Source organism: Ferrovibrio sp., from assembly GCF_025869515.1.
Taxonomy (GTDB): Bacteria; Pseudomonadota; Alphaproteobacteria; order Ferrovibrionales; family Ferrovibrionaceae; genus Ferrovibrio.
Window position 1 is genome coordinate 98,020 of sequence record NZ_JAOZVR010000112.1, and the last position, 25,902, is coordinate 123,921.

28 protein-coding genes and 1 other RNA gene are annotated in these 25,902 nt (G+C 65.2%); 22 read left to right on the forward strand and 7 right to left on the reverse strand.

The annotated features are described in order from the left end of the window. Nucleotides 1-97: 97 nt before the first annotated feature. From OJJ21_RS19970 to OJJ21_RS20050, 17 genes are all read left to right on the forward strand, one after another. Nucleotides 98-1,408, forward strand: coding sequence for an ABC transporter substrate-binding protein (locus tag OJJ21_RS19970; protein ID WP_297689154.1), 1,311 nt, complete (start codon nucleotides 98-100; stop codon nucleotides 1,406-1,408). A 63-nt stretch (nucleotides 1,409-1,471) separates the two neighbouring features. Next, on the forward strand, nucleotides 1,472-2,335 hold the full coding sequence (locus OJJ21_RS19975; protein ID WP_297689157.1) for an ABC transporter ATP-binding protein: 864 nt from the start codon (nucleotides 1,472-1,474) through the stop codon (nucleotides 2,333-2,335). 21 nt (nucleotides 2,336-2,356) lie between these two features. Further along, nucleotides 2,357-3,682 (forward strand): AMP-binding protein, encoded by a 1,326-nt coding sequence (locus OJJ21_RS19980; RefSeq protein WP_366093423.1) that lies wholly within the window; start codon nucleotides 2,357-2,359, stop codon nucleotides 3,680-3,682. A gap of 30 nt (nucleotides 3,683-3,712) precedes the next feature. After that, the gene (gene ccmA, locus OJJ21_RS19985; protein ID WP_297689159.1) at nucleotides 3,713-4,345 is read left to right on the forward strand and encodes a heme ABC exporter ATP-binding protein CcmA; all 633 of its coding nucleotides are present in this window, start codon (nucleotides 3,713-3,715) and stop codon (nucleotides 4,343-4,345) included. Next, nucleotides 4,342-5,007, forward strand: a complete 666-nt coding sequence (ccmB, locus tag OJJ21_RS19990; protein ID WP_297689161.1) for a heme exporter protein CcmB — start codon at nucleotides 4,342-4,344, stop codon at nucleotides 5,005-5,007. Before ccmA ends, ccmB begins: the two co-directional genes overlap by 4 nt. Nucleotides 5,008-5,030: 23 nt before the next feature. Then, nucleotides 5,031-5,765: a heme ABC transporter permease gene (locus tag OJJ21_RS19995; RefSeq protein ID WP_297689163.1), complete on the forward strand. Its 735-nt coding sequence runs from the start codon at nucleotides 5,031-5,033 to the stop codon at nucleotides 5,763-5,765. Nucleotides 5,766-5,837: 72 nt separating this feature from the next. Beyond that, nucleotides 5,838-6,038 carry a heme exporter protein CcmD gene (gene ccmD, locus OJJ21_RS20000; protein ID WP_297689164.1) on the forward strand — a complete coding sequence of 67 codons (201 nt, stop codon included), beginning with the start codon at nucleotides 5,838-5,840 and terminating at the stop codon, nucleotides 6,036-6,038. Beyond that, nucleotides 6,035-6,502, forward strand: coding sequence for a cytochrome c maturation protein CcmE (gene ccmE / locus OJJ21_RS20005; RefSeq protein WP_297689167.1), 468 nt, complete (start codon nucleotides 6,035-6,037; stop codon nucleotides 6,500-6,502). Before ccmD ends, ccmE begins: the two co-directional genes overlap by 4 nt. Next, nucleotides 6,499-8,481: a heme lyase CcmF/NrfE family subunit gene (locus OJJ21_RS20010; protein WP_297689169.1), complete on the forward strand. Its 1,983-nt coding sequence runs from the start codon at nucleotides 6,499-6,501 to the stop codon at nucleotides 8,479-8,481. Before ccmE ends, OJJ21_RS20010 begins: the two co-directional genes overlap by 4 nt. A 5-nt stretch (nucleotides 8,482-8,486) precedes the next feature. Next, nucleotides 8,487-9,041, forward strand: coding sequence for a DsbE family thiol:disulfide interchange protein (locus tag OJJ21_RS20015; protein ID WP_297689171.1), 555 nt, complete (start codon nucleotides 8,487-8,489; stop codon nucleotides 9,039-9,041). Beyond that, nucleotides 9,035-9,526: a cytochrome c-type biogenesis protein gene (locus OJJ21_RS20020; protein WP_297689172.1), complete on the forward strand. Its 492-nt coding sequence runs from the start codon at nucleotides 9,035-9,037 to the stop codon at nucleotides 9,524-9,526. The genes OJJ21_RS20015 and OJJ21_RS20020 overlap by 7 nt, the downstream gene beginning before the upstream one ends. After that, on the forward strand, nucleotides 9,523-10,920 hold the full coding sequence (gene ccmI / locus OJJ21_RS20025) for a c-type cytochrome biogenesis protein CcmI (protein ID WP_297689174.1): 1,398 nt from the start codon (nucleotides 9,523-9,525) through the stop codon (nucleotides 10,918-10,920). Before OJJ21_RS20020 ends, ccmI begins: the two co-directional genes overlap by 4 nt. 125 nt (nucleotides 10,921-11,045) lie before the next feature. Beyond that, nucleotides 11,046-11,336 (forward strand): hypothetical protein, encoded by a 291-nt coding sequence (locus OJJ21_RS20030; RefSeq protein ID WP_297689176.1) that lies wholly within the window; start codon nucleotides 11,046-11,048, stop codon nucleotides 11,334-11,336. Between the two features lie 98 nt (nucleotides 11,337-11,434). Then, nucleotides 11,435-12,466, forward strand: a complete 1,032-nt coding sequence (locus OJJ21_RS20035) for an ABC transporter substrate-binding protein (RefSeq protein WP_297689178.1) — start codon at nucleotides 11,435-11,437, stop codon at nucleotides 12,464-12,466. A gap of 24 nt (nucleotides 12,467-12,490) precedes the next feature. Then, complete coding sequence (locus OJJ21_RS20040) at nucleotides 12,491-13,264, forward strand: ABC transporter ATP-binding protein (RefSeq protein ID WP_297689180.1); 774 nt, start codon at nucleotides 12,491-12,493, stop codon at nucleotides 13,262-13,264. Continuing rightward, complete coding sequence (locus OJJ21_RS20045; RefSeq protein WP_297689182.1) at nucleotides 13,257-14,051, forward strand: ABC transporter permease; 795 nt, start codon at nucleotides 13,257-13,259, stop codon at nucleotides 14,049-14,051. Before OJJ21_RS20040 ends, OJJ21_RS20045 begins: the two co-directional genes overlap by 8 nt. 10 nt (nucleotides 14,052-14,061) lie before the next feature. After that, the gene (locus OJJ21_RS20050) at nucleotides 14,062-15,366 is read left to right on the forward strand and encodes an FAD-dependent oxidoreductase (protein WP_297689184.1); all 1,305 of its coding nucleotides are present in this window, start codon (nucleotides 14,062-14,064) and stop codon (nucleotides 15,364-15,366) included. Nucleotides 15,367-15,381: 15 nt separating this feature from the next. Here the strand turns inward: OJJ21_RS20050 and OJJ21_RS20055 are convergent, their stop codons facing one another. Then, nucleotides 15,382-15,861, reverse strand: a complete 480-nt coding sequence (locus OJJ21_RS20055) for a MarR family winged helix-turn-helix transcriptional regulator (RefSeq protein WP_297689186.1) — start codon at nucleotides 15,859-15,861, stop codon at nucleotides 15,382-15,384. Nucleotides 15,862-16,047: 186 nt separating this feature from the next. Here OJJ21_RS20055 and OJJ21_RS20060 point away from each other — a divergent pair, with 186 nt between their 5' ends. Beyond that, on the forward strand, nucleotides 16,048-16,584 hold the full coding sequence (locus OJJ21_RS20060; RefSeq protein ID WP_297689188.1) for an NUDIX hydrolase: 537 nt from the start codon (nucleotides 16,048-16,050) through the stop codon (nucleotides 16,582-16,584). Nucleotides 16,585-16,593: 9 nt separating this feature from the next. Here OJJ21_RS20060 and ftsY read toward each other — a convergent pair whose 3' ends face one another. The 5 genes from ftsY to OJJ21_RS20085 all read right to left on the reverse strand — a co-directional run bounded on the left by ftsY (nucleotide 16,594) and on the right by OJJ21_RS20085 (nucleotide 20,787). Continuing rightward, nucleotides 16,594-17,535, reverse strand: coding sequence for a signal recognition particle-docking protein FtsY (gene ftsY / locus OJJ21_RS20065; protein ID WP_297689190.1), 942 nt, complete (start codon nucleotides 17,533-17,535; stop codon nucleotides 16,594-16,596). Continuing rightward, nucleotides 17,532-18,791 carry a tRNA (N(6)-L-threonylcarbamoyladenosine(37)-C(2))-methylthiotransferase MtaB gene (gene mtaB, locus OJJ21_RS20070; protein ID WP_297689192.1) on the reverse strand — a complete coding sequence of 420 codons (1,260 nt, stop codon included), beginning with the start codon at nucleotides 18,789-18,791 and terminating at the stop codon, nucleotides 17,532-17,534. Before mtaB ends, ftsY begins: the two co-directional genes overlap by 4 nt. 20 nt (nucleotides 18,792-18,811) lie before the next feature. Next, nucleotides 18,812-19,633 (reverse strand): diaminopimelate epimerase, encoded by an 822-nt coding sequence (gene dapF / locus OJJ21_RS20075; RefSeq protein ID WP_297689194.1) that lies wholly within the window; start codon nucleotides 19,631-19,633, stop codon nucleotides 18,812-18,814. Nucleotides 19,634-19,762: 129 nt separating this feature from the next. Beyond that, nucleotides 19,763-20,272 (reverse strand): Hpt domain-containing protein, encoded by a 510-nt coding sequence (locus OJJ21_RS20080; protein WP_297689196.1) that lies wholly within the window; start codon nucleotides 20,270-20,272, stop codon nucleotides 19,763-19,765. Nucleotides 20,273-20,289: 17 nt separating this feature from the next. Then, the gene (locus tag OJJ21_RS20085) at nucleotides 20,290-20,787 is read right to left on the reverse strand and encodes a response regulator (protein WP_297689197.1); all 498 of its coding nucleotides are present in this window, start codon (nucleotides 20,785-20,787) and stop codon (nucleotides 20,290-20,292) included. A gap of 223 nt (nucleotides 20,788-21,010) precedes the next feature. Here OJJ21_RS20085 and OJJ21_RS20090 point away from each other — a divergent pair, with 223 nt between their 5' ends. Beyond that, complete coding sequence (locus tag OJJ21_RS20090; protein ID WP_297689199.1) at nucleotides 21,011-22,228, forward strand: Bcr/CflA family efflux MFS transporter; 1,218 nt, start codon at nucleotides 21,011-21,013, stop codon at nucleotides 22,226-22,228. Nucleotides 22,229-22,234: 6 nt separating this feature from the next. Here OJJ21_RS20090 and thyX read toward each other — a convergent pair whose 3' ends face one another. Next, on the reverse strand, nucleotides 22,235-23,173 hold the full coding sequence (gene thyX, locus OJJ21_RS20095; RefSeq protein ID WP_297689201.1) for an FAD-dependent thymidylate synthase: 939 nt from the start codon (nucleotides 23,171-23,173) through the stop codon (nucleotides 22,235-22,237). 129 nt (nucleotides 23,174-23,302) lie between these two features. Between thyX and ssrA the strand changes: the two genes are divergently transcribed. The 3 genes from ssrA to OJJ21_RS20110 all read left to right on the forward strand — a co-directional run. Beyond that, nucleotides 23,303-23,675: a transfer-messenger RNA gene (gene ssrA / locus OJJ21_RS20100) on the forward strand. A 117-nt stretch (nucleotides 23,676-23,792) separates the two neighbouring features. Continuing rightward, nucleotides 23,793-24,305: a ClpXP protease specificity-enhancing factor SspB gene (locus OJJ21_RS20105; protein ID WP_297689203.1), complete on the forward strand. Its 513-nt coding sequence runs from the start codon at nucleotides 23,793-23,795 to the stop codon at nucleotides 24,303-24,305. A gap of 58 nt (nucleotides 24,306-24,363) precedes the next feature. Beyond that, a partial coding sequence (locus OJJ21_RS20110; RefSeq protein ID WP_297689205.1) for a fumarate hydratase occupies nucleotides 24,364-25,902 on the forward strand: 1,539 nt, incomplete at its 3' end.

A 25,902-nucleotide genomic window follows, 5' to 3' on the forward strand; every position in this document is an offset into this window, starting at 1 on the left:
CGCGGGCATCTGAAAAACCGAGTTTGTACTGTGTTTTTGGCATGCTAGGCTAACACCAATTCCCGCCGGATAAGGCGGGTGTAACCGGGAGGATAAAATGAAAGCATCCAAATGGATTGCGTCCCTTGTCGTGGGCGCGGCTCTGGCCGGCAGCGCGTTTGCTGCACTGGCGCAGGAGCAGGTGATTCCGTCGATGGTCTACCGCACCGGCCCGTATGCGCCGAGCGGCATTCCGGTCGCCGATGGCTTCTCCGATTACATTAACCTGATGAACGAACGCGATGGCGGCCTGAATGGCGTGAAGCTCCGCGTCGAGGAATGCGAGACCCAGTACAACACCGAGCGCGGCGTCGAATGCTACGAGCGTCTGAAGGCGCTGGGCGGCACCATCTTCAGCCCGTATTCCACCGGTATCACTTACGCGCTGATCGATCGTGCGCCGACCGACAAGTCGGTGATCTTCTCGATGGGCTACGGCCGCGCCTCGGCCACCGTCGGCAACATCTTTCCCTGGGTGTTCACCGCGCCGGCCACCTACTGGGGCGGTGCCAGCGCCGGCATCCAGTACATCGCCAAGGAAATGGGCGGCAAGGACAAGCTGAAGGGCAAGAAGATTGCCTATGTCTATATCGACATTGCCTACGGCAAGGAGCCGATCCCGGTCTTCCAGAACTACGCGCAGGAACTCGGCTTCCAGCTCGAGCTGGTGCCGGTGCCGGCGCCGGGCCTGGAGCAGAAGTCGATCTGGCTGCAGATCCGCCAGATGCGCCCGGATTATGTCTACCTGCAGGGCTGGGGCGCGATGAATGCCGTGTCGCTGAAGGAAGCGGCTGCGGTTGGTTTCGCGCGTGAGAAAATGGTCGGCATCTGGTGGTCGAGCCAGGACAGCGACGTGCAGGCGGCCGGTCCGGCGGCGAAGGGCTACAAGGGCCTCAGCTTCCATGGCGCCTCGAAGGACCTCCAGGTTCTCAAGGACATGAAGAAGTTCCTGGTCGACAAGGGCAAGGCGTCGCAGAACGGCAAGCATTTCGGCGAGATCGGCTATCTGCGTGGCGCCGCGAATGCGATGTTCACCGTCGAGGCTCTGCGTGCCGCCCAGGAAAAGCACGGCAAGGGCAAGGTGATGAACGGCGAGCAGTCGCGTGACGGCTTCGAGGCGATCAACCTCACCGATGCCAGCATCGAAAAGCTCGGTCTGAAGGGCTTCCTGCAGCCGCTGAAGCTGGCCTGCGACAACCATCTGGGCGACGGCAAGATCCTTGTCGTGCAGTGGCAGGGCGACCAGTGGAAGCCGGTCAGCGACTGGATTCTGCCGGAAAACCAGAAGCTCTGGCCGCTGTACCTCAAGGACGCCGATTCCTACGCGCGTGAGAAGAACATCGCGTCACGGACCTGCGCGCGGTCGTAACCGCTGAATGCCCCCGCCGGCGCAACCGGCGGGGGTTTTTCTTCGTCTTTTCCGGATAACCGCATGACCGCCCAGACAGCCACCGCCCAGACAGCCCTTGCCACCTCTGTTGATGCCAGCGCCACCGCGCCGCTGCTTTCCGTCAACAATATCGAGGTGATCTACAATCACGTCATCCTCGTGCTGAAGGGCGTGTCGCTGCAGCTGCCCAAGGGCGGCATCGTGGCGCTGCTGGGCGCCAACGGAGCCGGCAAGACCACCACGCTGAAAGCGATTTCCAATCTGCTGCGCGCCGAGCGCGGCGACATCACCAAGGGCCATATCGATTATCACGGCGAGCGGGTCGACCAGCTCAACCCCTCGGCCCTGGTCAAGAAGGGCCTCATCCAGGTGATGGAAGGCCGGCATTGCTTCGCCCACCTCACCATCGAGGAAAACCTGCTCACCGGCGCCTATACGCGCAGCGACGGCAACAAGGCGATCGAGCAGCATCTGGAAATGGTCTATTCCTATTTTCCGCGCCTGAAGGTGCGGCGGAAATCCCAGGCCGGCTATACCTCGGGCGGCGAGCAGCAGATGACGGCGATCGGCCGCGCGCTGATGAGCAAGCCCGACACCATTCTGCTGGACGAACCCTCGATGGGTCTGGCGCCGCAGCTGGTGGAGGAGATTTTCGAGATCGTCCACAAGCTCAACAAGGAAACCGGCGTCAGTTTCCTGATCGCCGAGCAGAATACCAACATGGCCCTGCGCTATGCCGATTACGGCTATATCCTGGAAAATGGCCGCATCGTCATGGACGGCCCTGCCGAGAAGCTGCGCGAGAATTCCGACGTGAAGGAATTCTATCTCGGCCTCGGCTCGGGCGGCCGCATGAGCTTCCGCGATACCAAGCATTACCGCCGCCGCAAACGCTGGCTGACCTGATCCGCTTTTAAGGAGAGTTCCGTGGCGAAGAAGAGTGTGAAGAAGGCTGCCCGCAAGGCGGCCCCGAAAGCCACGAAGGTACGCGTCAAGGCTGACGAATACCTGGACAAGCGCGAAACCCGCAAGCCTGCGGCGCGCCTGAAGGCGCAGATTGCGGCCCTGCAGGCCCTGGTCGCCCACGCCAAGAAGGCGAGTCCGTATTACCGCGATATCCTGAAGGACGTGAAGCCGGCGAAGCTCACCTCGCTGGAGGCGCTGGCGAAGCTGCCGGTGACGCGCAAGTCCGATCTCGCGCCGCGCCAGAAGGCAAGGCCACCGCTTGGCGGGCTTGAAGCCGCCAGGCCGTCGGAAATCGCACATTATTTCCAGTCGCCCGGGCCGCTGTACGAGGCCTATCCGCATCCGACCGCGAAGGCGAAGGACCCGTTCCGCTTCTCCCGCGCCATCTGGGCCGCCGGCTGCCGGCCGGGCAATCTGGTGCACAATACCTTTTCCTACCACCTCACGCCGGCCGGCCGTCTCACCGAAGGTTCGGCTCATGCGCTCGGCTGTCCGGTCTTTCCCGCCGGCGTGGGCAATACCGAGCTGCAGCTCGATGCCATCGCCCAGCTGCAGCCGCGTGTCTATACGGGCACACCGTCCTTCCTCAAGATTCTGCTGGAGAAGGGCAGGGAACTCGGCAAGCCAACCACTTCGCTGAAAAAGGGCCTGGTCGGCGGCGAAGCCCTGCCGCCCAGCCTGCGTGCCGAACTGAAAAACCTCGGCGTCGATGTGCTGCAATCTTACGGCACGGCGGAACTCGGCCTGATCGCCTACGAATCCTCGGCGATGGAAGGCATGATCCTGGACGAGGACGTCATCGTCGAGATCGTGCGGCCCGGCACCGGCGATCCGGTGGCGCCGGGCGAAGTGGGCGAGGTGGTGGTCACCGTACTGTCCAACCCGGTCTACCCGATGATCCGCTTTGCCACCGGCGATCTCTCGGCCGTGCTGCCGGGCCTCAGCCCCTGCGGCCGCACCAACACGCGTATCCGGGGGTGGATGGGCCGCGCCGACCAGACCACCAAGGTGAAGGGCATGTTTGTCACCCCGGGCCAGGTCGCCCAGGTCGCCGCCCGCCATCCGGAAATCGCCAGAGCGCGCCTTGAAGTGACGTCGGAAAACAATCTCGATGCCATGGTGCTGAAGGTCGAAAGCAAGACATCCGGCGATCCGGTCGCGCTGGCCAGGGCCGTGGCCGAGAGCCTGCAGGCGGTCTGCAAGCTGCGCGGCCATGTCGAAGTGGTGGCCAGAGGCAGTCTGCCGAACGACGGCAAGGTGATTGCCGATCTCCGCACCTACCAGTAAATCATTGAACCGGCTAAACTCCGCCGCATCATGGCGTTGGCGGTCGAAGGGCTCGCCTGCATCCGCGGCGAGCGCCAGCTTTTTTGCGATCTGACATTCCGTCTCGCTGCCGGCGAGGCGCTCCTGCTGCATGGTCCCAATGGCAGCGGCAAATCCAGCCTGCTGCGTCTGCTGGCCGGCTTCCTGCCGCCGGCGGCCGGCCGCGTGCTGTGGGATGCGGCACCGGTCACCGACGATGCCGATGCGCATCGTGACCGGCTGCACTACCTCGGACATCAGGATGCGGTGAAGTCTCAGCTCAGCGCCGAAGACAATCTCACCTTCTGGGCGCAGCTCTATGGCCTGCCGGTCGCCGAAGCCGGGCAGGCGGTGACGTCGGCGCTGTCTGCCGCCGGGCTGCAACGCCAGCGTCGCCTGCCGGGCCGTTATCTCTCGGCCGGCCAGAAACGCCGCCTGGCGCTCGCGCGCCTGCTGCTCAAACCGGCCAGTCTCTGGCTGCTGGATGAACCGACCAATGCGCTGGACACCGCGGCAGTCGCCTGGCTTGGCGAGCTGCTCGGCAATCACCGCGCCCATGGCGGGCTGGTGATCCTGGCCAGCCATGTCGCCGTGCCGCTGGCCGATGCGAGGCAGTTGAATCTCCCCGAGGGCCGGCTGGCATGAGCGCCTTTCTCGCCATCGTCGGCCGCGACCTGCGCCTGGGGTTCGGCGCCCAGGGCGCCATGCTCACCACGCTGCTGTTCTTCGTGCTGGCGGTCAGCCTGTTTCCGCTCGGCGTCGGGCCGGAACCGCAGATTCTGGCGCGCATCGCCGCCGGCGTGATCTGGGTCGCGGCACTGCTGGCCGCTATGCTGTCGCTCGATCGCCTGTTTCAGACCGACCAGGAAGATGGCACGCTCGACCTGCTGGCGCAGGCGCCGCTGCCGCTCGGTCTCGTCGCGCTGGCCAAAACACTGGCGCACTGGCTCACGACGGGCTTGCCGCTCAGTCTGATCGCGCCGCTGCTGGCCATCCTGCTGCAGATGGATGGCGCGGCGATCCCGGTGCTGCTGGCGGCGCTGCTGCTCGGCACGCCATCGCTCAGCCTGATCGGCGCCATCGGCGCGGCGCTCACGCTGGGCGCAAAACGCGGCGCCGTGCTGGTGCCACTGCTCACCCTGCCGCTGGTGATCCCGGTTCTGATCTTCGGTGTCGGCGCCGTCGAGGCCGCCAGCTACGGCCTCACCGCCGGCCCGCATCTGCTGCTGCTGGGGGCCTTCCTGGCCGGTGCCCTGGCGCTCAGTCCGTTTGCCATCGCCGGTGCCATCAAGCTGGCCCTCGAATAATCCGCAGCCTATATACTCTGCCCATGTTCCACGCGCTTGCCAATCCTGCCCGTTTCCTGCGCCTGATGGCGGTGATCCGTCCATGGGCGGCAGGCGTTGCCATCGTCGGCCTTGCGGCCGGTCTGGGCTGGGGCCTGTTGTATTCGCCGCCGGATTACCAGCAGGGCGAGACGGTGCGTATCATGTATATCCATGTGCCGGCCGCCTGGATGGGCATGTTCATCTATGCCGCCATGGCGGTGGCCTCGGCCACGGCGCTGATCTGGCGTCATCCGGTGGCCGAACTGGTGGCCAAGGCCTCGGCCCCGGTCGGCGCCGTGTTCACGCTGATTTGTTTGCTCACCGGCGCCCTCTGGGGCAAGCCGATGTGGGGCGCCTGGTGGGTCTGGGATGCCCGGCTCACCTCGATGCTGATCCTGTTTTTCATCTATCTCGGCTATATGGCGCTGTGGGAAGCCTTCGACGATCCGGCCCGCGCCGGCCGCGCCGCCGCCATTCTGGCGCTGGTGGGCGCCGTAAACCTGCCGATTATCAAGTTTTCCGTCGACTGGTGGAACACCATGCACCAGCCGGCCAGCGTGCTGACCCTGGCGGGGCCGAAGATTCACCCCGACATTCTCTGGCCGCTGCTGATCACCGCGCTGGGCGCCAAAGGCTACTATGTCTGGTTGCTGACGCTCCGGGTGCGGGCGGAAATCCTCAGTCGCCAGGCCCGCATCCTGCGCTTTGCCGCCGCGACGGATCGCCGCGCCGACTAGCAGCAAAGACCCGAAGGCTATATTTTCCACCTGCCGTGGCCGCAGGGGCCAAGGGAAACAAAGGGTTATTGCGTGTATTGGGCATCGCTGGGCGATTTCCTGGCCATGGGCGGCCATGCCGCCTATATCTGGCCGGCCTTTGCCATCGCGCTGGCGGTGCTGCTTGGCCTCGCCTTGCTCAGCCGCATTCGCCTGAAAACCGCCGAACGCGAGCATGCCGAGGCACGCCGCGAAGCCGGCCGTGATGGCACCCCCGACGAGGTTCGGCCGTGACCCGCAAACGCAAACGCCTGCTCGCGGTGCTCGGCCTGGTCGGCGGCCTCGCCGTGGCTGCCGCGCTGGTGCTCAGCGCCTTCAACGACAACCTCGTCTTTTTCCATTCGCCATCGGATGTGGCGGAGAAGCAGTTGCCGGCCGATCGCCGCTTCCGCCTCGGCGGCCTGGTCGAGCAGGGCAGCGTGAAGAAAGACGGCCTCAACACCGATTTCATCGTCACCGATCTGCGGAACAGCATTCCGGTCCGCTATACCGGCATGCTGCCCGACCTGTTCCGCGAAGGGCAGGGCGTGGTCGCCAATGGCAGACTGGATGCGCAGGGGCGCTTCATCGCTTCCGAAGTGCTGGCCAAGCATGACGAGAACTACATGCCGCCCGAAGTGGCCGAGGCGCTGAAGAAATCCGGCCAGTGGCACGAAAAGAGCGGCGACCACAACAAGCTGGTCAAGCCCGGCTCATGATCCCCGAACTGGGCCATATCGCGCTGATCCTGGCGCTCTGTCTGGCGCTGGTGCAGGGCCTGCTGCCGCTGGTCGGCGCCGCGCGCGGCATTCCCGGCTGGATCGCGGTGGCACCGCAGGCGGCCCTGGGCCAGGCCGTGCTGGTCGCTTTCGCCTTCGGCTGCATGACCTATGCCTATGTAACCTCGGATTTCTCGGTGCTGAACGTGGCCGAGAATTCGCACACGCTGAAGCCGATGCTCTACAAGATCAGCGGCGTCTGGGGCAATCACGAAGGCTCGCTGCTGCTGTGGATTCTGATCCTCGTGGTCTTCGGTGCCGCTGTTGCGATTTTCGGCAATAACCTGCCGGCCACGCTGAAGGCCCGCGTGCTCGCCATCCAGGGCCTGATTGGTGTCGGCTTCCTCAGTTTCATTCTCTTCACCTCCAATCCCTTCGCGCGCCTGCTGCCGGCACCGCTGGAAGGCCGCGGCCTCAATCCACTGCTGCAGGATCCCGGCCTGGCCTTCCATCCGCCGTTTCTCTATCTCGGCTATGTCGGTTTTTCGGTGGCATTTTCCTTTGCCGTCGCGGCGCTGATCGAAGGCCGCGTCGATCCGGCCTGGGCGCGCTGGGTGCGGCCCTGGACGCTCGCCGCCTGGTGCTTTCTCACCATCGGCATCGCGCTCGGTTCCTGGTGGGCCTATTACGAACTTGGCTGGGGCGGCTGGTGGTTCTGGGACCCGGTCGAGAATGCCTCCTTCATGCCCTGGCTCGCCGGCACGGCATTGCTGCATTCCGCCATCGTTGTGGAAAAGCGCGACACGCTGAAAAGCTGGACCGTGCTGCTCGCCATCCTGACCTTTTCGCTCAGCCTGCTCGGCACCTTCCTAGTGCGCTCTGGTGTGATCAATTCAGTGCATGCCTTCGCCACCGATCCCACGCGTGGCGTCTTCATTCTGCTCTTCCTCGCCGTCGTGGTCGGCGGCAGTCTGGCGCTCTATGCCTTCCGCGCCCCGGCGCTGCAGGGCGTCGGTGTTTTCGCACCGCTGAGCCGCGAGGGCGCGCTCATCCTCAACAACCTGCTGCTCGCGGTCGCCTGCGCCGCCGTGCTGCTCGGCACGCTCTATCCGCTGGCGCTGGATGCGATCAGTGGTGCCAAGGTTTCTGTCGGGCCGCAATATTTCAACTCCGTCTTCGTGCCCCTGATGACGCCTCTTGTCGCCGCGGTGGCGATCGGCCCGCTGCTGGCCTGGAAACGCGGCGATCTGGCGGCGGCCTTGCGTCGTCTGCTGCCGGCAGCCGTTGCCGTCATCGTTGCGCTGGCCATCGGCCTCTGGCTGCACAACGAGCGCGGCTTCATGGCGCTGCTGGGCCTGGGTCTCGCGGCCTGGCTCGGCATCGGTGCGCTTTGCGAACTGGCCCTGCGTGTGAAGCTGTTTGCCGCGCCCATGGCCGAGACGCTGCAGCGCGCGCGCTTCCTGCCGCGCGCTGCCTGGGGCATGACGGTGGCTCATCTCGGCGTTGCCTTGCTGGTGCTCGGCATCACGGTGTCGGAGACCTGGCAGGTCGAAGTGCAGCAGGTGATGAAGCCGGGCGAGAGCGTGCAGGTCGGCCCAATATTGTATCGCTTCCAGGGTGTGGTGCCGATCAAGGGCCCGAACTATACGGCGATGCAGGGCCGTTTCGAGATCATCGAGGATGGCGCTGTGGTGCGCGAATTACGGCCAGCGCAGCGCCGCTATCAGCAGCCGCCGATGGAAACCACCGAGGCGGCAATCCGCTCCTCGCCGCTGGCCGATCTTTATGCCGTGGTGGGTGAGGGCGATGCCGAACGCGGCTGGGCCGTGCGGCTGTACTGGAAACCGCTGGTGTCCTGGATCTGGCTCGGTGCCCTGATCATGGCCCTGGGCGGTTTCCTGTCGCTCAGCGATCGCCGGCTGCGCGTCGGCGCGCCGTCCGGCCGCCGTCATGCGTCGGCGCCGGCAGCGGCGGAGTAGGCAGCATGCGCCTGTCCTATCTGATTCCGCTCGCGCTGTTCGTTTTGATCGGCCTCGGCCTCGCGGTCGGACTCACGCTCAATCCGCGCGAGATTCCGTCTGCGCTGATCGGCAAGCCGGTGCCGGACTTCGCCCTGCCGCCGGTACAGGGTCGTGAGCTCGGCCTCGCGGCTACCGATCTCAAGAGTGGCCAGCCGAGCGTGGTGAATGTCTTTGCCTCCTGGTGCGTGCCCTGCCGCGTCGAGCATCCGCTGCTGATGGCGCTCCGGCGCGACAATCTCGCGCCGATCCACGGCCTGAACTACAAGGATGATCCAGCCGATGTGGCGAAATGGCTGGATCAGCTCGGCGATCCCTTCACCCGTACCGGCGCCGACCGCAATGGCCGGGTCGGCATCGACTGGGGTGTCTATGGCGTGCCGGAAACCTTTATCGTCGATGGCGCCGGCCAGATCGTGTGCAAGCATGTCGGCCCGCTGATGCAATGGGATATCGACAATAAGATTCGTCCCCTGCTGCGCGATCTCGCGGCCGGCCGGCAGAGCCAGGTCAAATGCTGAGGTCGCTGCTGTTCGCGCTGCTGCTGCTCGCCGGCCCTGCCCTGCCTGGTCCGGCGCTGGCCCAGCATCTGGAGGATCGCCTGGCCGATCCGGCGCAGGAAGCCCGCGCGCGCGAGATTTCCCGCGAGCTGCGCTGCCTGGTCTGCCAGAACCAGTCGATCGAGGATTCCAATGCGCCGCTGGCGCGCGACCTGCGCCGCATCGTGCGCGAACGCGTCGCGCTCGGCGAAAGTGATCAGACGGTGCTGAATTACCTGGTTGCGCGCTATGGCGAGTGGGTTCTGCTCAAGCCGCGTTTCAATCTGCAGAACCTGCTGCTCTGGATCGGGCCGCTCCTGCTCCTGCTGCTTGGGGGTGGCATCATCTTCGCGCTCTATCGCCGCCAGCGTCTTGCGCCGGCGCCGGCTGCGCGGGCCCTGGATGCCGGGGAACAGCGCCGGCTCGCCGCCCTGCTGGATGAAGACAGGCCGGAGCCGCGGCCATGATCTGGCTCGGTTTCGTGCTGCTGGCCCTGCTGGCACTGGCCTTTCTGCTCTGGCCCTTGTTGCGGACGCATCGACAGGGCGCGGGACGCAAGGCGCATGACATCACCGTCTACAAGGCGCAGCTGAACGAGATCGGCGAGGAACTGGCACGCGGTGCCCTGAGCGAGTCCGAAGCCCATGCAGCGCGGCTGGAAATCCAGCGTCGCCTGCTGCGCGCCGATGCAGCCAGCGAAGGCGCCAGAACTGCGGCATCCGATCGTAGCGTGATTTCCGGTTTCATCGCCGTCCTGCTGCTGGTGCCGGTGCTGGGCGGCGGGCTGTATCTGGCGCTCGGTCGCCCCGATGCGGCACAGCTCGATCTGGCCCAGACGCAGGCAAGCGCGGCGCAGGACGCGAAACTGCGTGCCGAAACCGAACGGCTGATCGTGCAGCTGCGCGAACGTCTGGCCGCCGATCCGAATCGCACCGATGGTTGGCTGCTGCTCGGCCGTTCGCTGCTGGCCACCGATCGCCCGGCCGAGGCTGTCGCGGCACTGGATCGGGCCATCGCGCTGCAGCCTGATGGAGTGGAGGGCTATGCCCTGCGCGCCGAGGCGCAGACGATGGTCGCCGACGGTTCGGTGACGCAGGCGGCGCAGCGCGATTTCCTTGCCGTGCTGGAACGCGAGCCGCAGCATCCCGGTGCCCGTTACTATCTCGGTCTCGCCCGCCTGCAGGAAGGCGATACCCGCGGGGCCTATGACGACTGGTACGCGCTGGCGGCCGACTCGCCGGCCGATGCCCCCTGGCTCGATCTGGTGCACAGCCGCCTGCGCGAACTGGCGCCGCGGCTTGGCATCGGCCTGGCCCAGGCTGTGCCGGCGCCGAAGCCGGCTGTCGAAGCCGCCACCCGGGATGCTTCGGGCCCGAGCCGTGAGCAGGTGGATGCCGCCCAGCAGATGTCGGCCGAAGACCGCAATGCGATGGTGCGCGGCATGGTCGATCGGCTGGCCGAGCGGCTGAAGGAGAATCCGAACGATGCCGAGGGCTGGCTGCGGCTGGCCCGGGCCCGCGAGGTGCTGGGCGAGACCGATGCGGTCCGCGAGGCCCTGCGCCGGGCGGTGGCGGTGGCGCCCGAACGGGTCGATGCGCGGCTGGCGCTGGCCTTCAACCTGGCCGGTCCGACGGTGACCAGCCGCGATTCCCTGCCGGCCGAGGCGGTGGCGGAATTCGGCAAGGTTCTGGAGCAGGCGCCCTCGCATCCGCAGGCACTCTGGTTCGTCGGTCGCGGTGCCTATGAGGCAGGCGACAAGGCCGCGGCCGCGGTGGCCTGGAACCGCCTGCTGGCGCAGCTGCCGCCCGGCTCGCCCGAGGCGAAGGAGCTGTCCGAGCGCCTTGCCAGCCTGTCGCGTTAAAGCCCAATAACCTTCGTCAGACTGCCCCCGGATCGCCTCTGGCGTTAACGCCTGTTTAAGGGAGTCCTGCGCGTAATCGGGCCGGGTTGAGGGGCCATTCCGGCCTCCGGTTTGATGGTCGGGTCATGGCAGTCGCACCAAGCAGTAATCTCCTGTCGGCGCTTTCGCAGCTGCAGGGTCCGCGTCCGGCCGCCGCGCCGCAGCGCACACAGCCGGCTTCCACCGGCACCGGCGCTGCTGCCACCAGTGCCACCCGGCAGACCAGCTTTGCCGCCCAGCTCGGCAGCATCAGCACCGGTATTCAGGTTGCGGATCAGCGCCCGGCGACGCCGGCCCCCGTGCAGAGCCAGCAGCAGTCGCGGCCGATTCCGACCCGTGGCGGCTATCTCGGCCAGCACGTCAATATCCTCGTCTGAAATCCGTATTACGGACGATTCTCCGGTCTGATTGACGCGGCAGGCCTTGCCGATTAGCTTGACCCCAACGTCGCATACGAACGATCTGGGGAAACGTCATGTTGAAGCGCTATCCGCGTCTCGCGGTTCTGTTTGCTGTTGCCCTGCTCTGGCCCGGCCTCGTGCTGGCTCAGCCAAAGGAGAAGGTGACGATCTCGGCTCTGCCGTTCATTTCCACCGCGCCGATCTTCATCGCCAAGGAACGCGGCTATTTCGATGCCGAGGGCATCGACCTCGATATCAAGATCTTCAATGCGGCCCAGGCCGTCGCCGTGGCGGTGGCCTCCAACGATGCCGATTTCGGCATCACGGCCTTCACCGGCGGTTTCTTCAATCTGGCCGGCAAGGGCGCGCTCAAGGTGATCGCGGCGCAGAGCCGCGAGGAACCGGGCTATAACTTCGTCGCCTATGTGGCCTCGAAGAAGGCCTACGATGCCGGCTTCCGCTCACCGAAGGATTTTGCAGGCAAGAGCGTGGCGATCACCACGGTCGGGTCCAGCTTCCATTACAATCTCGGCATGCTGGCCGATAAGTACAAGTTCAAGCTCGACAGCGTCCAGATGAAGCCGGTGCAGTCGATTCCCAACATGATGGCGGCGCTGGCCGGCGGCCAGGTCGATGCCACCATCCTGCCGGCCAACAATGCGCTCAAGCTGGAATCGGATGGCTCCGGCAAGATCATCGGCTGGGTGCATGAACATACGCTCTGGCAGCTCGGCGTGCTGTTCGCTTCGTCCAAGATCGTCAAGGAGAAGCGCCCGCTGGTCGAGCGCTTCGTGCGTGCCTACCAGAAGGGCCTGGCTGATTACGCCGCCGCCTTCCTGGCCAAGGACAGCCAGGGCAACCGCATGATCGGCGAGAAGGCTCTGGCCCTGATGCCGGTGCTGGAAAAGTGGGTGCAGCCCAAGCCGAGTATCGACACCGTGAAGGTGGCGGCCAATTACATGGATCCGCAGGGCCGTCTGCTGGTGAAGAATATCTACGACCAGCTCGCCTGGTATCAGGCACAGGGTCTGGTCGACAAATCGGTGAAGGCCGTGGACTTCATCGATCTCAGCTTCGTGAAGGGTCATCGCGACGTTCCGAAATGATGCGTCCGTAGTGAGTAGCGTTCCATGCAGGTGGTTCTGGAGGATGTCGGCTACGCCTATGGTGATCTGCCGGTCCTCGACGGGGTGAGTTTTACCGTCGGCGAGGGTGAGACGGCGGCGCTGATCGGCCCGTCGGGCTGTGGCAAGTCCACCTTGCTCAATCTCGTCGGCGGGCTGCTCGAACAGCAGGGCGGTCGTATCGCCACGATGGGCACGGTGCCGGCCGGCTGCCTCAATCCACTCACCTTCGTATTCCAGGATTTCGCCCTGCTGCCCTGGCGCAGCGTGGCCGGCAATGTGGCGCTGGCGCTTGAGCACCATCCTCTTGGCAGGGCCGAGCAGGAGGCTCGCATTGCATCGGTGTTGCAGCTCTGCGGTCTCACCGATTTCGCCGATGCCCTGCCCAAGCAGCTGTCCGGCGGCATGCGCCAGCGCGTCGGCATCGCCCGCGCCATTGCCGTCAAACCCGCCGTCATGCTGATGGACGAGCCGCTTTCGGCGCTGGATGCGCAGACCCGCGAACTGCTGATGGAAGACCTGATCGCCATCTGGGCGCGCGAACGCACCACCACGCTGTATGTGACGCATAACCTGAGCGAAGCGGTCCGGCTGGCCGACAAGGTGGTGGTGCTGTCGCGCCGGCCCGGCCGGATCAAACGGATCGTCTCCGTGCCGGTGCCAGTGAATGAGCGGCAGAAGCCCGAGCATATCGGCCTGCTGCAACAGCTTCACGATGAACTCTGGAGCCTGATCAAGGCCGAGGCGCAGGTCGCCGATCGCGAGATGCAGCATGTCTGATCCGGCAAAAACTCCGGTGAGCTTCCGCGGCGCCGGTTTCGTGCCTGGCACCCGACGCTGGGCGCCCTGGCTGGCATTTGCCCTGATCATCGCCTGCTGGGAATCGGCATCGCGGCTCGGCTGGCTGCCTTCGCTGTTCATGCCGGCACCGAGCGAGGTGATGAACGCGCTGCATGCATTGCTGGTCGACGGCAAGCTGCTGGTGCATATCGGCGCTTCGCTGAAACGGATTGTTTCAGGCTGGATTCTGGGCAGCATCGCCGGCGTCACCCTCGGCTTCCTGATGGGGATTTTCGTGCTGGCGCGGTCGGTCGGCCTGCCGGTGGTTTCGGCACTGTTCCCGATTCCGAAGATCGCGCTGCTGCCGCTGTTCATCCTGTGGTTCGGTATCGGCGAGCCGTCGAAGGTCGCCACCATCGCGCTTGGCGTGTTCTTCCCCACCGTGGTCAGTGCCTTCTCGGCGGTCGACAACGTGCCGCGCAACCTGATCCGCATGGCGCAGAGTTTCGGTCTCAGCACGCGCATGATCGTGTTCAAAGTCATCCTGCCCGGCGCCATGCCGGGCATCCTGGCCGGTTTCCGTATTTCCACCTCGATCGCGCTGATCCTGGTGGTGGCGGCCGAAATGATCGGCGCCGATACCGGCATCGGCGCCTTCGTGCTGGCGGCCGGCAACCTGATGCAGATCGACCAGCTGATCGCCGGCGTCGTGCTGCTGTCGCTGCTCGGCCTTACGGTCAGTGCGCTGCTCAGCGTGACCGAGAAGATTGTCCTGCGCTGGCGGTGAGGGTCCCCCGATGAGCGATTACCCGGTTCCACCCACCCGTACCGTGCGCCACCAGCCCTCCCGGGCGCAGATCATCGAGGTGGATATCGCCGTGGTCGGCGCCGGTATCAGCGGCATTTCGGCGGCGCTGGAGGCGGCCAGACTCGGTCGCCGCGTTGCGCTGATCGATGCCGGCCAGCAGCTTGGCGGTCAGTCGACCGGTTCGATGCTCGGCACCTTCTGCGGCTTCTATTCCAACGGACCGGAGCCTTATCGCGTCGTTTACGGCATTGTCGACGCGATGTTCGCCCATCTGAAGAAGGCCGATGCCTTCCATCTGCGGCGCGGCCGCAACAGTTACATCCCGCTCTATCAGGAACAGGCGCTGGTGCGCTGGATCGAACAGGCGGTGCATGCGGCCGGCATTCAGGTTCTGCTCGGCGCCACCCTGCTGCAGGCTCGTCGCGACGGCGGCCGGATCGTGGCGCTCGATATTGCCACCCGTTTCGGCCCGGTGGAGGTGCATGCCGAGGGCTTCGTCGATGCCTCGGGGGACGCGGCTCTGAGCTATCTCGCCGGCTTCGACTGCCGCGAACCGGTCAGCCCGATCATGGGCACGCTGATGTTCACCCTGGAGGGTTTCGACGAAGCCGCCGCCCTGCAGCTCGACCGCTGGGCGGTGCAGAAGCGTCTCGCGGAAACCGGCGGCCGGTATGGCCTGGTGCGGCGCGATGGTTTCGTCTTCGCCTTTCCGGGCAAGGGCCACGCCACCGTCAACATGACGCATGTCAAAACGCCGCTCGATCCCGAAGGTTACGCGACCGCGCAGGCCGAGGGCCGGGCCCAGGCCGACCGCGTGGTGGACTTCCTGCGTGGCGAATATCCGGCCGCTTTCGCCACAGCGCGCGTGCGGCAGTATGGCTTTCTCGGCATCCGGCAGACGCGCTGGATCGTCGCCCGCCACAGCCTGCAGATCGACGAGGTGCGGCAGGGCCTGAAACCCGACGATGCGATCCTGCGCTGCTCATGGCCGGTCGAACTGCATGACCGTCCCGAGGATGTGCATTGGGAAGAATTCGGCGACGATCACCTGCATTACGTGCCGTTTCGCGCCATGGTGCCGCAGCAGGCCGACAATCTGGTGGCGGCCGGCCGCTGCATCGACGGCGATCCGGCCGCACTCAGCTCGGTACGGGTGATGGGGCCCTGCGTGGCCATGGGCGCAGCCGCGGCGCAGGCGCTCGATCTCGCCGGCGCCGGTTCGGTCAGCCAGATCGATATCGCCGCGCTGCAGCTCCGGCTGCGCGACAATCTCGAACGGCGCGACCGCGACTGAGGCCGCTGCGGTGACTTAGCCGCGCGCTTCCAGGTTATCCACCAGCTGCCGCAGCAGCGTGATGAATTCCACGCGTTTGGCCGCCGGCAGCGGATCGAGGATGCGATCCTGTGCCCGCGCCACGCCCGGCTGGGCGGCGCGCAGCTGGCGTTCGCCTTCCGGCGTCACCGCCAGTGCGTTGGTGCGACGATCGCTTTCGGTCCGCTGACGGATCAGCAGCCCGCGTTTGATCAGGCGCGCCACCATTTCGGCCACCGTAGAGCGGTCGATGCCGGTCTGGCGCACCAGATCGACCTGGCTGATGCCGCTTTTCTGGTAGATCGCCAGCAGTAGCGCGAATTGTCGTGGTGTCAGCCCGTTGCTGCCAACTTCCGCCGTATAAAGATCGACGGCAAGTTGCTGGCAGCGACGCAGCAGATGCCCCGGCGCATCCTGCAGGTTAAAGCCGCCGAGATTATCCCCGGCGCCATTATGGGTGGTCTTGTCCCCCGACATGGAACCTCCCCTTTCTTATGTTTTTTGTATAAGCCTGCCTGTTACTGGTCGGGAATTGCCCCGCTTCTCAGTCCACTGATAAAACGCCATTTGCATGGGATTCGTCCAGAGGAAGTCGCAATATTTTACGACCTGTGAATGAAACTCACTAAATGCGATCCTTGCGACCGCAAACATCGGTGCAGCATGCAAAACCCCAGAAACTACCGTTTTTCCAAGCAGGTGCCGGAAGGTGACAACCGCGAGCGCCATGTCTGCAACGACTGTGGATGGATTCACTATGTGAATCCGCAGATCGTGGTCGGGGCGGTGATCACTGCGGGCGAGCGGATTCTGCTCTGCCGGCGTGCCATCGAGCCGCGCCTCGGCTTCTGGACGATACCGGCCGGCTACATGGAAGAGCGCGAAACCTCCGAAGCCGGCGCCATGCGTGAAGCGCAGGAGGAGGCCTGCGCCGATATCCGCATCGACGCGCTGCTGGCGGTCTACAACATCCCGCGCATCAGCCAGGTGCAGCTGATCTACCGCGCCACGCTGGCCAGTCCGGATTTTTCCGCCGGTCCTGAATCGCTGGAGGTCAGGCTCTTCCACTGGGATGAGATACCCTGGAACGAGCTGGCATTTCCCTCGGTGCATTGGGCTTTGCAGCAGCATCGCAGCGTGACCGGCCGCGACAGCTTTCCCGCTTTCAGCAATCCGCCGGGCGAACTGGGGAATTACTGATCCAGCCAGTTACTGATCAAGACCGGCGAGCGCGCGGGCAAAGCCGCGTGCCGAGAAGGGCTGCAGGTCGGCGGCCTGTTCGCCGACGCCGATGTAATGCACCGGCAGGCCGAATTTGTCGGCAATCGCCACCAGTACCCCGCCGCGCGCCGTGCCGTCGAGCTTGGTCACCACCAGGCCGCTGACGGCGCAGATTTCCTTGAAGGTAGCCACCTGGCTGATCGCGTTCTGGCCCGTCGTGGCATCCAGCACCAGCAGCACATGATGCGGCGCATCCGGCACCTGCTTTTTCAGCACGCGCACGATCTTGGCCAGTTCGGCCATCAGGTCGGCCTTGTTCTGCAGCCGGCCGGCGGTATCGATCATCAGCACATCGATGCCATCGGCCTGCGCCTGGGTCAGCGCATCGAAGGCGAGGCCGGCCGCATCGGCGCCGGTTTCGCGCGCCAGCACCGGCGCCCTGGCGCGCTCGCCCCAGACTTTCAACTGCTCGACGGCGGCGGCGCGGAACGTGTCGCCGGCCACCAGCATCACGCGCTTACCGTCATCGCGCAGCTTGCTGGCGATCTTGCCGATCGTGGTGGTCTTGCCGACGCCATTGACGCCGACCACCAGGATCACCTGCGGCTTGGCGCCCGTCAGGTCCATCGGCTGTTCCACCGGCTGCAGCAGCGGCGTCACCGACTCCGCCAGGGCAATGCGGATTTCCTCGGCCGAGATGTCTTTCTCGAACCGGTCCCTGGCGATGGCGGCGACGATCTTGCCCGCCGTGGCGATGCCCAGGTCGGCCCTGATCAGGGTCTCTTCCAATTCGTCGAGCGCCTCGCGGTCGAGTTTGCGCTTGGTGAACAGCGCGCCGATCTGCTCGCCCAGCTGTCCGGCCGAGCGCGACAGGCCGGCCTTCAGCCGGCCGAACCAGCCGGTTTTCTTTTCAGCTTCGGTATCGCTCATGCCGCGTCCAGCCAGAGTTTGCCGTCGCGCACGGCTGCGATCCGGGCCGTCACGATGCTGCCCTTCGCCATATGGCCGGGCAGGGCGACGGCTGCATAGGTTTCGTCACGGCCGACGCCTTCCTGTTCGACCAGGATGCTGGCCTCGCGGCCGATGCGGCCGGCGAGAAAGCGGTTCAGCGCCGCATCGGCATCGGCACGCAGCAGGGCGGCGCGCGCCCGGCGCAGCTCGACCGGCAATTGCGGCATTCGCGCCGCCGGCGTGCCGGGCCGCGGCGAATAGGGGAATACATGCACGAAGGCGAGGCCGGCCGCTTCGATCAGGCTGCGGCTCTGTTCAAACGCCGCGTCGCTCTCGGTCGGGAAGCCGGCGATCAGGTCGGCGCCCAGCGCGATGCCGGGTCGCAACTGCTGCAGCCGGTGCGCCATCTCCAGCGCCTGGGCGCGACTGTGCCGACGCTTCATGCGCTTGAGGATCAGGTCGTCGCCGGCCTGCAGGCTTAAATGCGCATGCGGCATGACGCGCGGCTCGTCGGCATAGAGCTGCAGCAGGTCGGCATCGATTTCGGCCGGATCGAGCGAGGAAAACCGCAGGCGTTCGATCTGCGGCACCAGCGCCAGCAGGCGACGTGTCGCCTGGCCCAGTGTCGGCTGCCCCGGCAGGTCGTGGCCGTAGGAGGTGATGTCGACGCCGGTGAGGACGAATTCGCGATAGCCGCGTGCGGCCAGGATGCGCGCCTGTTCGGCCACGGCGCCGAGCGGCAGCGAGCGGCTCGGGCCGCGGCCATAGGGAATGATGCAGAAGGTGCAGCGATGATCGCAGCCCTGCTGGATTTCCAGATAGGCGCGCGGCCGGCCGGGAAAATGGCTGACGGCGGGCAGGGCCGGTGGCGTATCGCGCTGGATATCGCCGACGCTCACGCGCGGTGCATCCTTGTCCAGATCGCGCCACAGGACTTCGCCCAGCTTCTCGCGGTTGCCGATCACATGATCGACTTCCGTCATATCGGCAAAGCCCTGCGGATTGACCTGCGCGGCGCAGCCGGTGACGACGATACGCGCTCCGGGGCGGTCGCGGCGCAGGCGGCGGATCGCCTGGCGAGCCTGTTTCTCGGCTTCCGCTGTCACGGCACAGGTATTCACCACCACGATGTCGTCGCGGCCGTGCCTGGCAAGAGCGGCACGGATCGCCTCGCCTTCATAGGCATTGAGGCGGCAGCCGAAATTCAGAACACCGGACTCTGTCTCTGATGCCATCGGCCCATCTGCCATCTGGATCAGGCAGCGTCGTGCAGGGCGGCCCAGAAACTCGGCGGGATTTCGCCGTGGAAGGCCTCGGTGGCCGGACCGGTCATGTAGATGTGGTTATCGGTCGCCCATTCGATGGTCAGCACACCGCCATCCAGCACGATTTCGGCCTTGCGATCGCTCAGTTCGCGACGGGCCGCCGCCACCAGCGTGGCGCAGGCGCCGGTGCCGCAGGCGCGCGTGATGCCGGCGCCGCGTTCCCAGACCCGCATGCGGATCTGCTTGCGATCGATGATTTCGGCGAATTCGACATTGATGCGCTGCGGGAACAGAGGATCGCGTTCGATCTGCGGGCCGATCTCGCCCAGCGGCACGGCTTCGGCATTGGGCACGAAGAACACCACATGCGGATTGCCGACATTCACCGCACCGGGCTTGTCGTAGCCGCCGTGGCTGTAGGCCATGCTCATGGTATTCATTTCGCGGGCCAGCGGAATCGACCGCCAGTCGAAATGCGGTTCGCCCATGTCGACGGTGATCAGCCCGCTGGCGCCGGTTTTCGCGTTCAGCCAGCCGCCAACCGTGTCGATGCTGACAGTGTCCTTGCCATTTTCCCGCATCAGCAGGGTGGCGACGCAGCGCGCGGCATTGCCGCAGGATTCCACCTCGCCGCCATCGGCATTGTGGATGCGCATGAAGGCATCAGCCTTGTCGGAGCGCTCGATGGTGATCATCTGGTCGAAGCCGACCCCGCGCCTGCGGTCGCCCAGCAGCTTCACGGCGGCAAGATCGAGCGGCAGGCTGTGGGCGCGCGCATCCAGCACGACGAAATCGTTGCCGAGTCCGTGCATTTTGACAAACGGGAGCGGGCTGGACGGGTGCATGCGGGGGTTATAGGGCGAGGGGGCGTCAGAGTCCAGATAAGGCCGGCCAGACCGGGAAACCAGATGGGCGCGAAACCAGGGGCCGGAATCCGGCAGCTAGGGGGCGGTTTTGGTACCCGGCTTGGCCTTGTCGACCGCGGCTTTCAGCGAGGCGCGCAGCTGCGCCTCCAGGGCGCCGCCCGAGCCCTTGATGCGGTGGGACACCACCACATACAGGGTGTCGACATGGATGCTGACGATTTCCTGCTGCAGCTCGTCGAGGTCTTCGAGCTCCTTGAGGAAGTCATGCAGCGACTTGGCGAATTCGGTCAGCAGGGGATAGCCGAACACGCCGCCCATGCCCTTGATCTGGAACGCCTCCTCGCGGATATGCTCCAGCACCTCGCGGCGCGCCGCGGGCTCGGTGGCGGCCCGGCCCAGCGCCTCGCGCAGGCCCTTCAGGCTCTCCACCGTTTCATCCAGGAATTGCGCTGAGGAATTCTCGACCAGCTGCTCCATTTTCTTGAGCGTCGCTTCGTCGAGCTTGATGTCCATCCCGGTCTTGTAATTGACCGCCTTGCGCTTCAACTCGCCGCGATTGGGGATGATCTGGGCTTTACTGCGCATGATGCGGGCCTGCGACCTTAGTCCGGCTTCTGCTGACGCCGGTCGGGGCCTTCAAACGGCAATTGCTGGCGCCGGCGGTCGGGGCCGAAATAGCCTCTGACGCTGACAAAATCGCGCGGCCGCGCGATCACCGAGACCAGGCGGCGATACATGCCGTCAGCGGTAAAGGGTTTGGCGAGAAACTCGGTCACGCCCTTGTCGCGCGATTCCATCACGTATTCGACCTCGGAATTCGCCGTCAGCATGATCACCGGCATCATGCGGTCGGGCGAGCCGCCATCGGTGCGCAGCCAGTCCAGCAGTTCAAGGCCGGAGCGCGGCTTGAGATTCCACTCGGTGATCAGCACGTCGAAACCGCCGGCGCGCAAGCTGGCAATCGCCTTTTCGCTATCGCGCGCGGTCGTGCACTGGGTGCAGCCCAGCATCATCAGAATATCTTTGATCAGCTGGCACATCAGCCGATTGCTATCCACGATAAGAAAACGGACGTGGCTGAAATCGATCTTTTCCGACATTCCGTTTCGACTGCCCCTCTGCTCACAACCTGAAGCGTCCAGGCTGGCCAGCTCTCCCCCGCGCCGCAGGCCCGTATCAACCCTGGCCGCGCCGCACTAGAATCGTAGAAATACTTTTGCGATCATATATATACTGGCAATCCGGTGAAGCCAACCAATCCGTAACACCTGTGAGGGGATTGGCCGGGTATTCATTCTACCTTTTCCCGTATTACCGGGTCCAATGCCGAAATCGCCCCCACCCGCCAGCCTGCTCCTGCTGCTGACGATCCTGTTTTCGAACGGGGTTCTGGCTGCCACCATGTATTTACCCTCGCTGCCGACCATCGGCGAAGAGCTTACCGCCCCGGTCGATGCCCTGCCGCTCACCCTGACGGTCTATTTCATCACTTTTGCCGGCGGGCAGCTGATCTACGGTCCGCTCAGCGACCGGTATGGCCGACGCCCGCTGCTGCTGGGCGGTCTGGTCATCATGGTGGCCGGTTCGGCGGCCTGCGCGCTGGTCGACAGTCTGGCGGCCCTGCTCTGGGCCCGGGCGGCGCAGGGGCTTGGCGCGGCCGGCGCCATGGCCACCGGCCGCGCCCACATAAACCACGCCTACGAACGTAGTCAGGCGGCGCGGGCCACCTCGGTGATCAGCGCCTCGCTGGCGCTCGCGCCGATCCTGGCGCCGATGCTGGGCGGCCTGGTCGAGCACTTCCTCGGCTGGCGGGCGAATTTCTGGATCAGCGGCGGCATCACCCTGGCGGTCCTGCTGATCCTGGCCTGGCGCCTGCCGGAAACCCACCGGCCCGATCCCGATGCCGGCGCCCTGCTGCCCGGCATCCTGCGCGCCTATGGTTTCCTGCTCGGCAGCCGCAGTTTCCTCACCTTCGGCCTGCTCAATCTGGCGATCTTTGCCGGCCTGCACGGCTTCAGTGCCGGGGCGCCTTCGGTGCTGATCGGCGCCATGAATCTCGATGCGGTCAGCTACGGTGTGCTCACGGCACTTGGCAGTGCCGGATTCTTCCTCGGTGCCGTCGGCTCATCCTGGCTGGGTGGCAGGCTCGGTATCCGCCGCATGATCGATGGCGGTGTGATCTGCATGCTGGTCGGCGCCCTGGGACTGGCTTTTTATGTTGAGGTCTTCGGTCCCAGCATCACGGCCATCATCGTCCTGCGCATGGTCTGGGCGGTGGGGATGGGACTGGCGCTGCCCAATTCGGTGGTCGCCGCCGTCGGCGTCAATCCGGCCACCATCGGCGCCGGGGCGGCGCTGTCCGGATTCCTGCAGACCATCGGCGGCGTCATGGGGTCGGCAGTGAATACCCTGTTCCCGGCCGGCGACCCGCTGTCGCTTGGCCTGGCTTTCGGCAGCACGGCGCTGCTGGGCGCAGTCATCTGGTGGATGAACCGCGATGTCGTGGCGCCGTCCGCCAAAGCCGGGGCTGCGGCGGATTAGCGGGCTTCAGCCTTCCGGCTTCAGCACGGCCATCAGTTCGCGCCATTCGCGCGCGCTCATGCCGGAACTGGCCTGATCGACCGCTTCGCCGGCCAGCATGCGCCGCACCGCCTTGATGGCCGAAGCCGACAGCGCCGCGCCGCCGATGCGGTATTCCATGAAGGCGTCGTAGCAGGCCGGCACCCAGCGCTTCACCGTATCCAGCATCGCCTCGGCATAGACGCGGATTTCATACTGCGCATGACTGTCGGCGCGTAAGCTGAGGAAATGCAGCAGGTTCAGCAGGTCGGTCTTCCAGTACCACTGGGTATAGAAGTTGACCGTCAGGTTCATGCGCGCCAGCTCGCGCGCCAGGCCCTCGCGGCCCTCGTCGCGCTTGCTGCCATCCGGCCGCTCGTTCAGCATCTCCTCGTAGGAGGTATAGCTCTGGCTGGCATCGCGCTTCAGCAGTTCCAGCACGCGGGCGGCTTCCGGCCCGGTCAGGATATCGCCGCGGCCCTGGCGGTTCGCGCTCGACTGCGCCGCCAGCTGGTCGGGCGCGGGGATGTAGAACTCGTTGTCGAGGATCGAATAGCGCGCCGAGTATTCGTTCACATTGGCGGTGCGATGGCGGATCCACTGCCGGGCCACGAAGATCGGCAGCTTCACATGATACTTGATCTCGCACATCTCGAAGGGCGTGGTGTGCCGGTGCCGCATCAGGTAGTTGATCAGACCGCGATCCTCGCTGACCTTCTTGGTGCCGCGGCCGTAGGAGACGCGGGCGGCCTGCACCACAGCCGCGTCGTCACCCATGTAATCGATGACGCGGACAAAACCGTGGTCGAGCACGGTCAGCGGCTCATACAGAATCTCCTCCAGCGCCGGCACGGTGGCGCGGCGGGTGGTCTGGCTATGGGTGCGCAGGGCGGCAATCTCGGCGGCCTGCTCCGGCGTCATGGTCATGCGGCAATCTCCGGCAAATTCCGGCGACTCGGGCCGCCGGGCAAAAGGCAGGTGGTTATAGACCGGCCGCCCGATTCTTCCAAAGGCCCGGCGGGTCTGCAAAAGGTCCCCGGGAATAGAGTGGCGGCAGGCCTTCAAAAAGCCGCCCGGACACCCTACATTGTGTCTGTCGGGAAACCGACTATGGCGATAAACGCTATGCAGAATAGGCGTTACGGACCCGGGGGCAGTACCCGGCGCCTCCACCATGAGCCCAGACCGCCCGACACCCAAGACGGGCGGCAGGTTGCGGGAAAACGGCTGGAAACGGCTTTCCCGGCTTACTCTGGGTTGATGCTGGGGGCGAATCAGGCTCGACGTGCGCAGTAAAATCATAGTTTTTGCCCGGCATGATACCGCCGTTATCGGGTCACTCTCTAAGTGCCAACGACAATCGCGTTGCACTCGCTGCCTAATAGGTAAGCGCGGCTCGGGGGGCGCCGGGCAACAGAAGCCCCCCACTTAATCCGTCATTCGGGGTTAATACCTGTGGAAGACCGGCTTTACCGGCCGGCTTGTAATTGAACCCCCGGAAGCGGGGGGGTAAAATGGTATTGTTACGTTCCCGAGAAGATCAGTCATGGCCGGCAAGCTGCTCGATTATAACCAGATGGTGGAGACCGCCCTGCGGGGTGCGGTGCGCGAGGCGCTGAAGCGCGTCGCCGAATTCGGCCTGCCCGGAAACCATCATTTCTACATCACCTTCCGCACCGACCAGCCCGGCGTCGAATTGCCCGAGTATCTGCATGAGCGCTACCCGGAAGAAATGACCATCGTGCTGCAGCACCAGTATTGGGGGCTGGAGGCGAACGAAGACTGGTTCCAGGTGACGCTCAGCTTCAACAAGGTGCCGGAACGCCTGGTCATCGCCTATGCGGCGATCACTGCCTTTGCCGATCCCAGCGTGCAGTTCGGCCTGCAGTTCCGTGTCGCGCCCAATGCCGAGAACCGCCCGGCGATGGCGACCCCGGCGCCGATCGGCAATGCCGAATCCGCCACGGCTTCGGACGATGCCGCCGCCGGCGAAGAGCCGGCCGAGCGCAAGACCGGCGATGTGGTCGCGCTGGACGCCTTCCGCAAGAAGAAACCCTAAAAACCCATCCTACCTTCCGGCTCCGGCACGGAGCCGTGTACCAGCCCCGGAGACGACGATGCCTGAGTTCCGCCACGAGGACCTGTTTCCGCTCGGTCCCGACTCCACCCCCTATCGCAAGCTGTCCGGCGACGGCGTCGAGGTGATCAAGGCGGGTGGCAGGGAGGTGCTGCAGGTCAGCGACAAGGCGATGAGCGATCTCGCCTTCGCCGCCATGCGCGATATCGCGCATCTGTTCCGCCCCGGCCATCTGGCGCAGCTGCGTGCCATCCTGGACGACAAGGAGGCCTCGCCGAACGACCATTTCGTGGCGCTGGAGCTGCTCAAGAACGCCAATATCTCGGCCGGCATGGTGCTGCCCAGCTGCCAGGATACCGGCACCGCCATCGTGATCGGCAAGAAGGGCCAGTATGTCTGGACTTCGGGCAAGGACGAGGAAGCGCTGTCGCACGGCATCTATCGCACCTATACCGAGACCAGCCTGCGCTATTCGCAGCTCGCGCCGCTCTCCATGTTCGAGGAAAAGAATACCGGCACCAACCTGCCGGCGCAGATCGAGCTCTATGCCACCGATGGCGACGCCTACAAGTTCCTGTTCATGGCCAAGGGTGGCGGCTCGGCCAACAAGACCTACCTGTACCAGCAGACGCCCGCCGTGCTGCGCGGCGACAGCCTGCTGAAATTCCTCGATACCCAGATCAAGACGCTCGGCACCGCGGCCTGCCCGCCGTATCACCTGGCCATCGTGATCGGCGGCCTGTCGGCCGAGCTGAACCTCAAGACCGCCAAGCTGGCCTCGGCGCGCTATCTCGACAACCTGCCCACCAAAGGCAGTGAAACCGGCCATGCCTTCCGCGATGTCGAGTTCGAGCAGAAGATTCTCGCACTCACCCGCGCCAACGGCATCGGCGCGCAGTTCGGCGGCAAGTATTTCTGCCATGACGTGCGCGTCATCCGCCTGCCGCGCCACGGCGCCAGCGTGCCGGTCGGCATCGCGGTCTCCTGTTCGGCCGACCGCCAGGCGATGGGCAAGATCACCCGCGACGGCATCTATCTGGAAAAGCTGGAAACCAACCCGGCGCAGTATCTGCCCGAACATGAAGAAAAACTGTCGGCCGAGGTGGTCAAGATCGACCTCAACCGGCCGATGAGCGAGATCCGCAAGACGCTGTCGCAGTATCCGGTCAAGACGCGGCTGTCGCTGACCGGCACGCTGATCGTCGCCCGCGACCTGGCGCATGCCAAATTCGCCGAACGGATCGAGCGCGGCGAGGGCCTGCCCGACTATGTGAAGAACCACATGATCTATTATGCCGGCCCGGCCAAGACGCCGGACGGCATGGCGTCCGGCTCCTTCGGCCCCACCACGGCGGGCCGCATGGATTCATACGTCGGCACGCTGATGGAAAACGGCGGCGGTTTCATCAGCCTGGCCAAGGGCAACCGCTCCAAGCAGGTGACCGAAGCCTGCAAGAAATACGGCGGCTTCTATCTCGGCTCGATCGGCGGCCCGGCCGCGATCCTGGCCAAGAACTGCATCAAGAAGGTCGAGGTGGTGGAGTATCCCGAACTCGGCATGGAAGCGATCTGGCGCATC

Coding starts and splice junctions, on each gene's coding strand:
- OJJ21_RS20090 (WP_297689199.1), top strand. CDS start 21,011: ATGCCGAAATCGCCCCCACCCGCCAGCCTGCTCCTGCTGCTGACGATC.
- OJJ21_RS20085 (WP_297689197.1), bottom strand. CDS start 20,787: ATGTCGGAAAAGATCGATTTCAGCCACGTCCGTTTTCTTATCGTGGAT.
- OJJ21_RS20105 (WP_297689203.1), top strand. CDS start 23,793: ATGGCCGGCAAGCTGCTCGATTATAACCAGATGGTGGAGACCGCCCTG.
- OJJ21_RS20060 (WP_297689188.1), top strand. CDS start 16,048: ATGCAAAACCCCAGAAACTACCGTTTTTCCAAGCAGGTGCCGGAAGGT.
- OJJ21_RS20055 (WP_297689186.1), bottom strand. CDS start 15,861: ATGTCGGGGGACAAGACCACCCATAATGGCGCCGGGGATAATCTCGGC.
- OJJ21_RS20030 (WP_297689176.1), top strand. CDS start 11,046: ATGGCAGTCGCACCAAGCAGTAATCTCCTGTCGGCGCTTTCGCAGCTG.
- OJJ21_RS20050 (WP_297689184.1), top strand. CDS start 14,062: ATGAGCGATTACCCGGTTCCACCCACCCGTACCGTGCGCCACCAGCCC.
- OJJ21_RS19975 (WP_297689157.1), top strand. CDS start 1,472: ATGACCGCCCAGACAGCCACCGCCCAGACAGCCCTTGCCACCTCTGTT.
- mtaB (WP_297689192.1), bottom strand. CDS start 18,791: ATGGCATCAGAGACAGAGTCCGGTGTTCTGAATTTCGGCTGCCGCCTC.
- ccmB (WP_297689161.1), top strand. CDS start 4,342: ATGAGCGCCTTTCTCGCCATCGTCGGCCGCGACCTGCGCCTGGGGTTC.
- OJJ21_RS19970 (WP_297689154.1), top strand. CDS start 98: ATGAAAGCATCCAAATGGATTGCGTCCCTTGTCGTGGGCGCGGCTCTG.
- OJJ21_RS20080 (WP_297689196.1), bottom strand. CDS start 20,272: ATGCGCAGTAAAGCCCAGATCATCCCCAATCGCGGCGAGTTGAAGCGC.
- OJJ21_RS20035 (WP_297689178.1), top strand. CDS start 11,435: ATGTTGAAGCGCTATCCGCGTCTCGCGGTTCTGTTTGCTGTTGCCCTG.
- OJJ21_RS20045 (WP_297689182.1), top strand. CDS start 13,257: ATGTCTGATCCGGCAAAAACTCCGGTGAGCTTCCGCGGCGCCGGTTTC.
- ftsY (WP_297689190.1), bottom strand. CDS start 17,535: ATGAGCGATACCGAAGCTGAAAAGAAAACCGGCTGGTTCGGCCGGCTG.
- thyX (WP_297689201.1), bottom strand. CDS start 23,173: ATGACCATGACGCCGGAGCAGGCCGCCGAGATTGCCGCCCTGCGCACC.
- OJJ21_RS20040 (WP_297689180.1), top strand. CDS start 12,491: ATGCAGGTGGTTCTGGAGGATGTCGGCTACGCCTATGGTGATCTGCCG.
- OJJ21_RS20020 (WP_297689172.1), top strand. CDS start 9,035: ATGCTGAGGTCGCTGCTGTTCGCGCTGCTGCTGCTCGCCGGCCCTGCC.
- OJJ21_RS20010 (WP_297689169.1), top strand. CDS start 6,499: ATGATCCCCGAACTGGGCCATATCGCGCTGATCCTGGCGCTCTGTCTG.
- OJJ21_RS19995 (WP_297689163.1), top strand. CDS start 5,031: ATGTTCCACGCGCTTGCCAATCCTGCCCGTTTCCTGCGCCTGATGGCG.
- ccmA (WP_297689159.1), top strand. CDS start 3,713: ATGGCGTTGGCGGTCGAAGGGCTCGCCTGCATCCGCGGCGAGCGCCAG.
- dapF (WP_297689194.1), bottom strand. CDS start 19,633: ATGCACGGACTCGGCAACGATTTCGTCGTGCTGGATGCGCGCGCCCAC.
- ccmI (WP_297689174.1), top strand. CDS start 9,523: ATGATCTGGCTCGGTTTCGTGCTGCTGGCCCTGCTGGCACTGGCCTTT.
- OJJ21_RS20015 (WP_297689171.1), top strand. CDS start 8,487: ATGCGCCTGTCCTATCTGATTCCGCTCGCGCTGTTCGTTTTGATCGGC.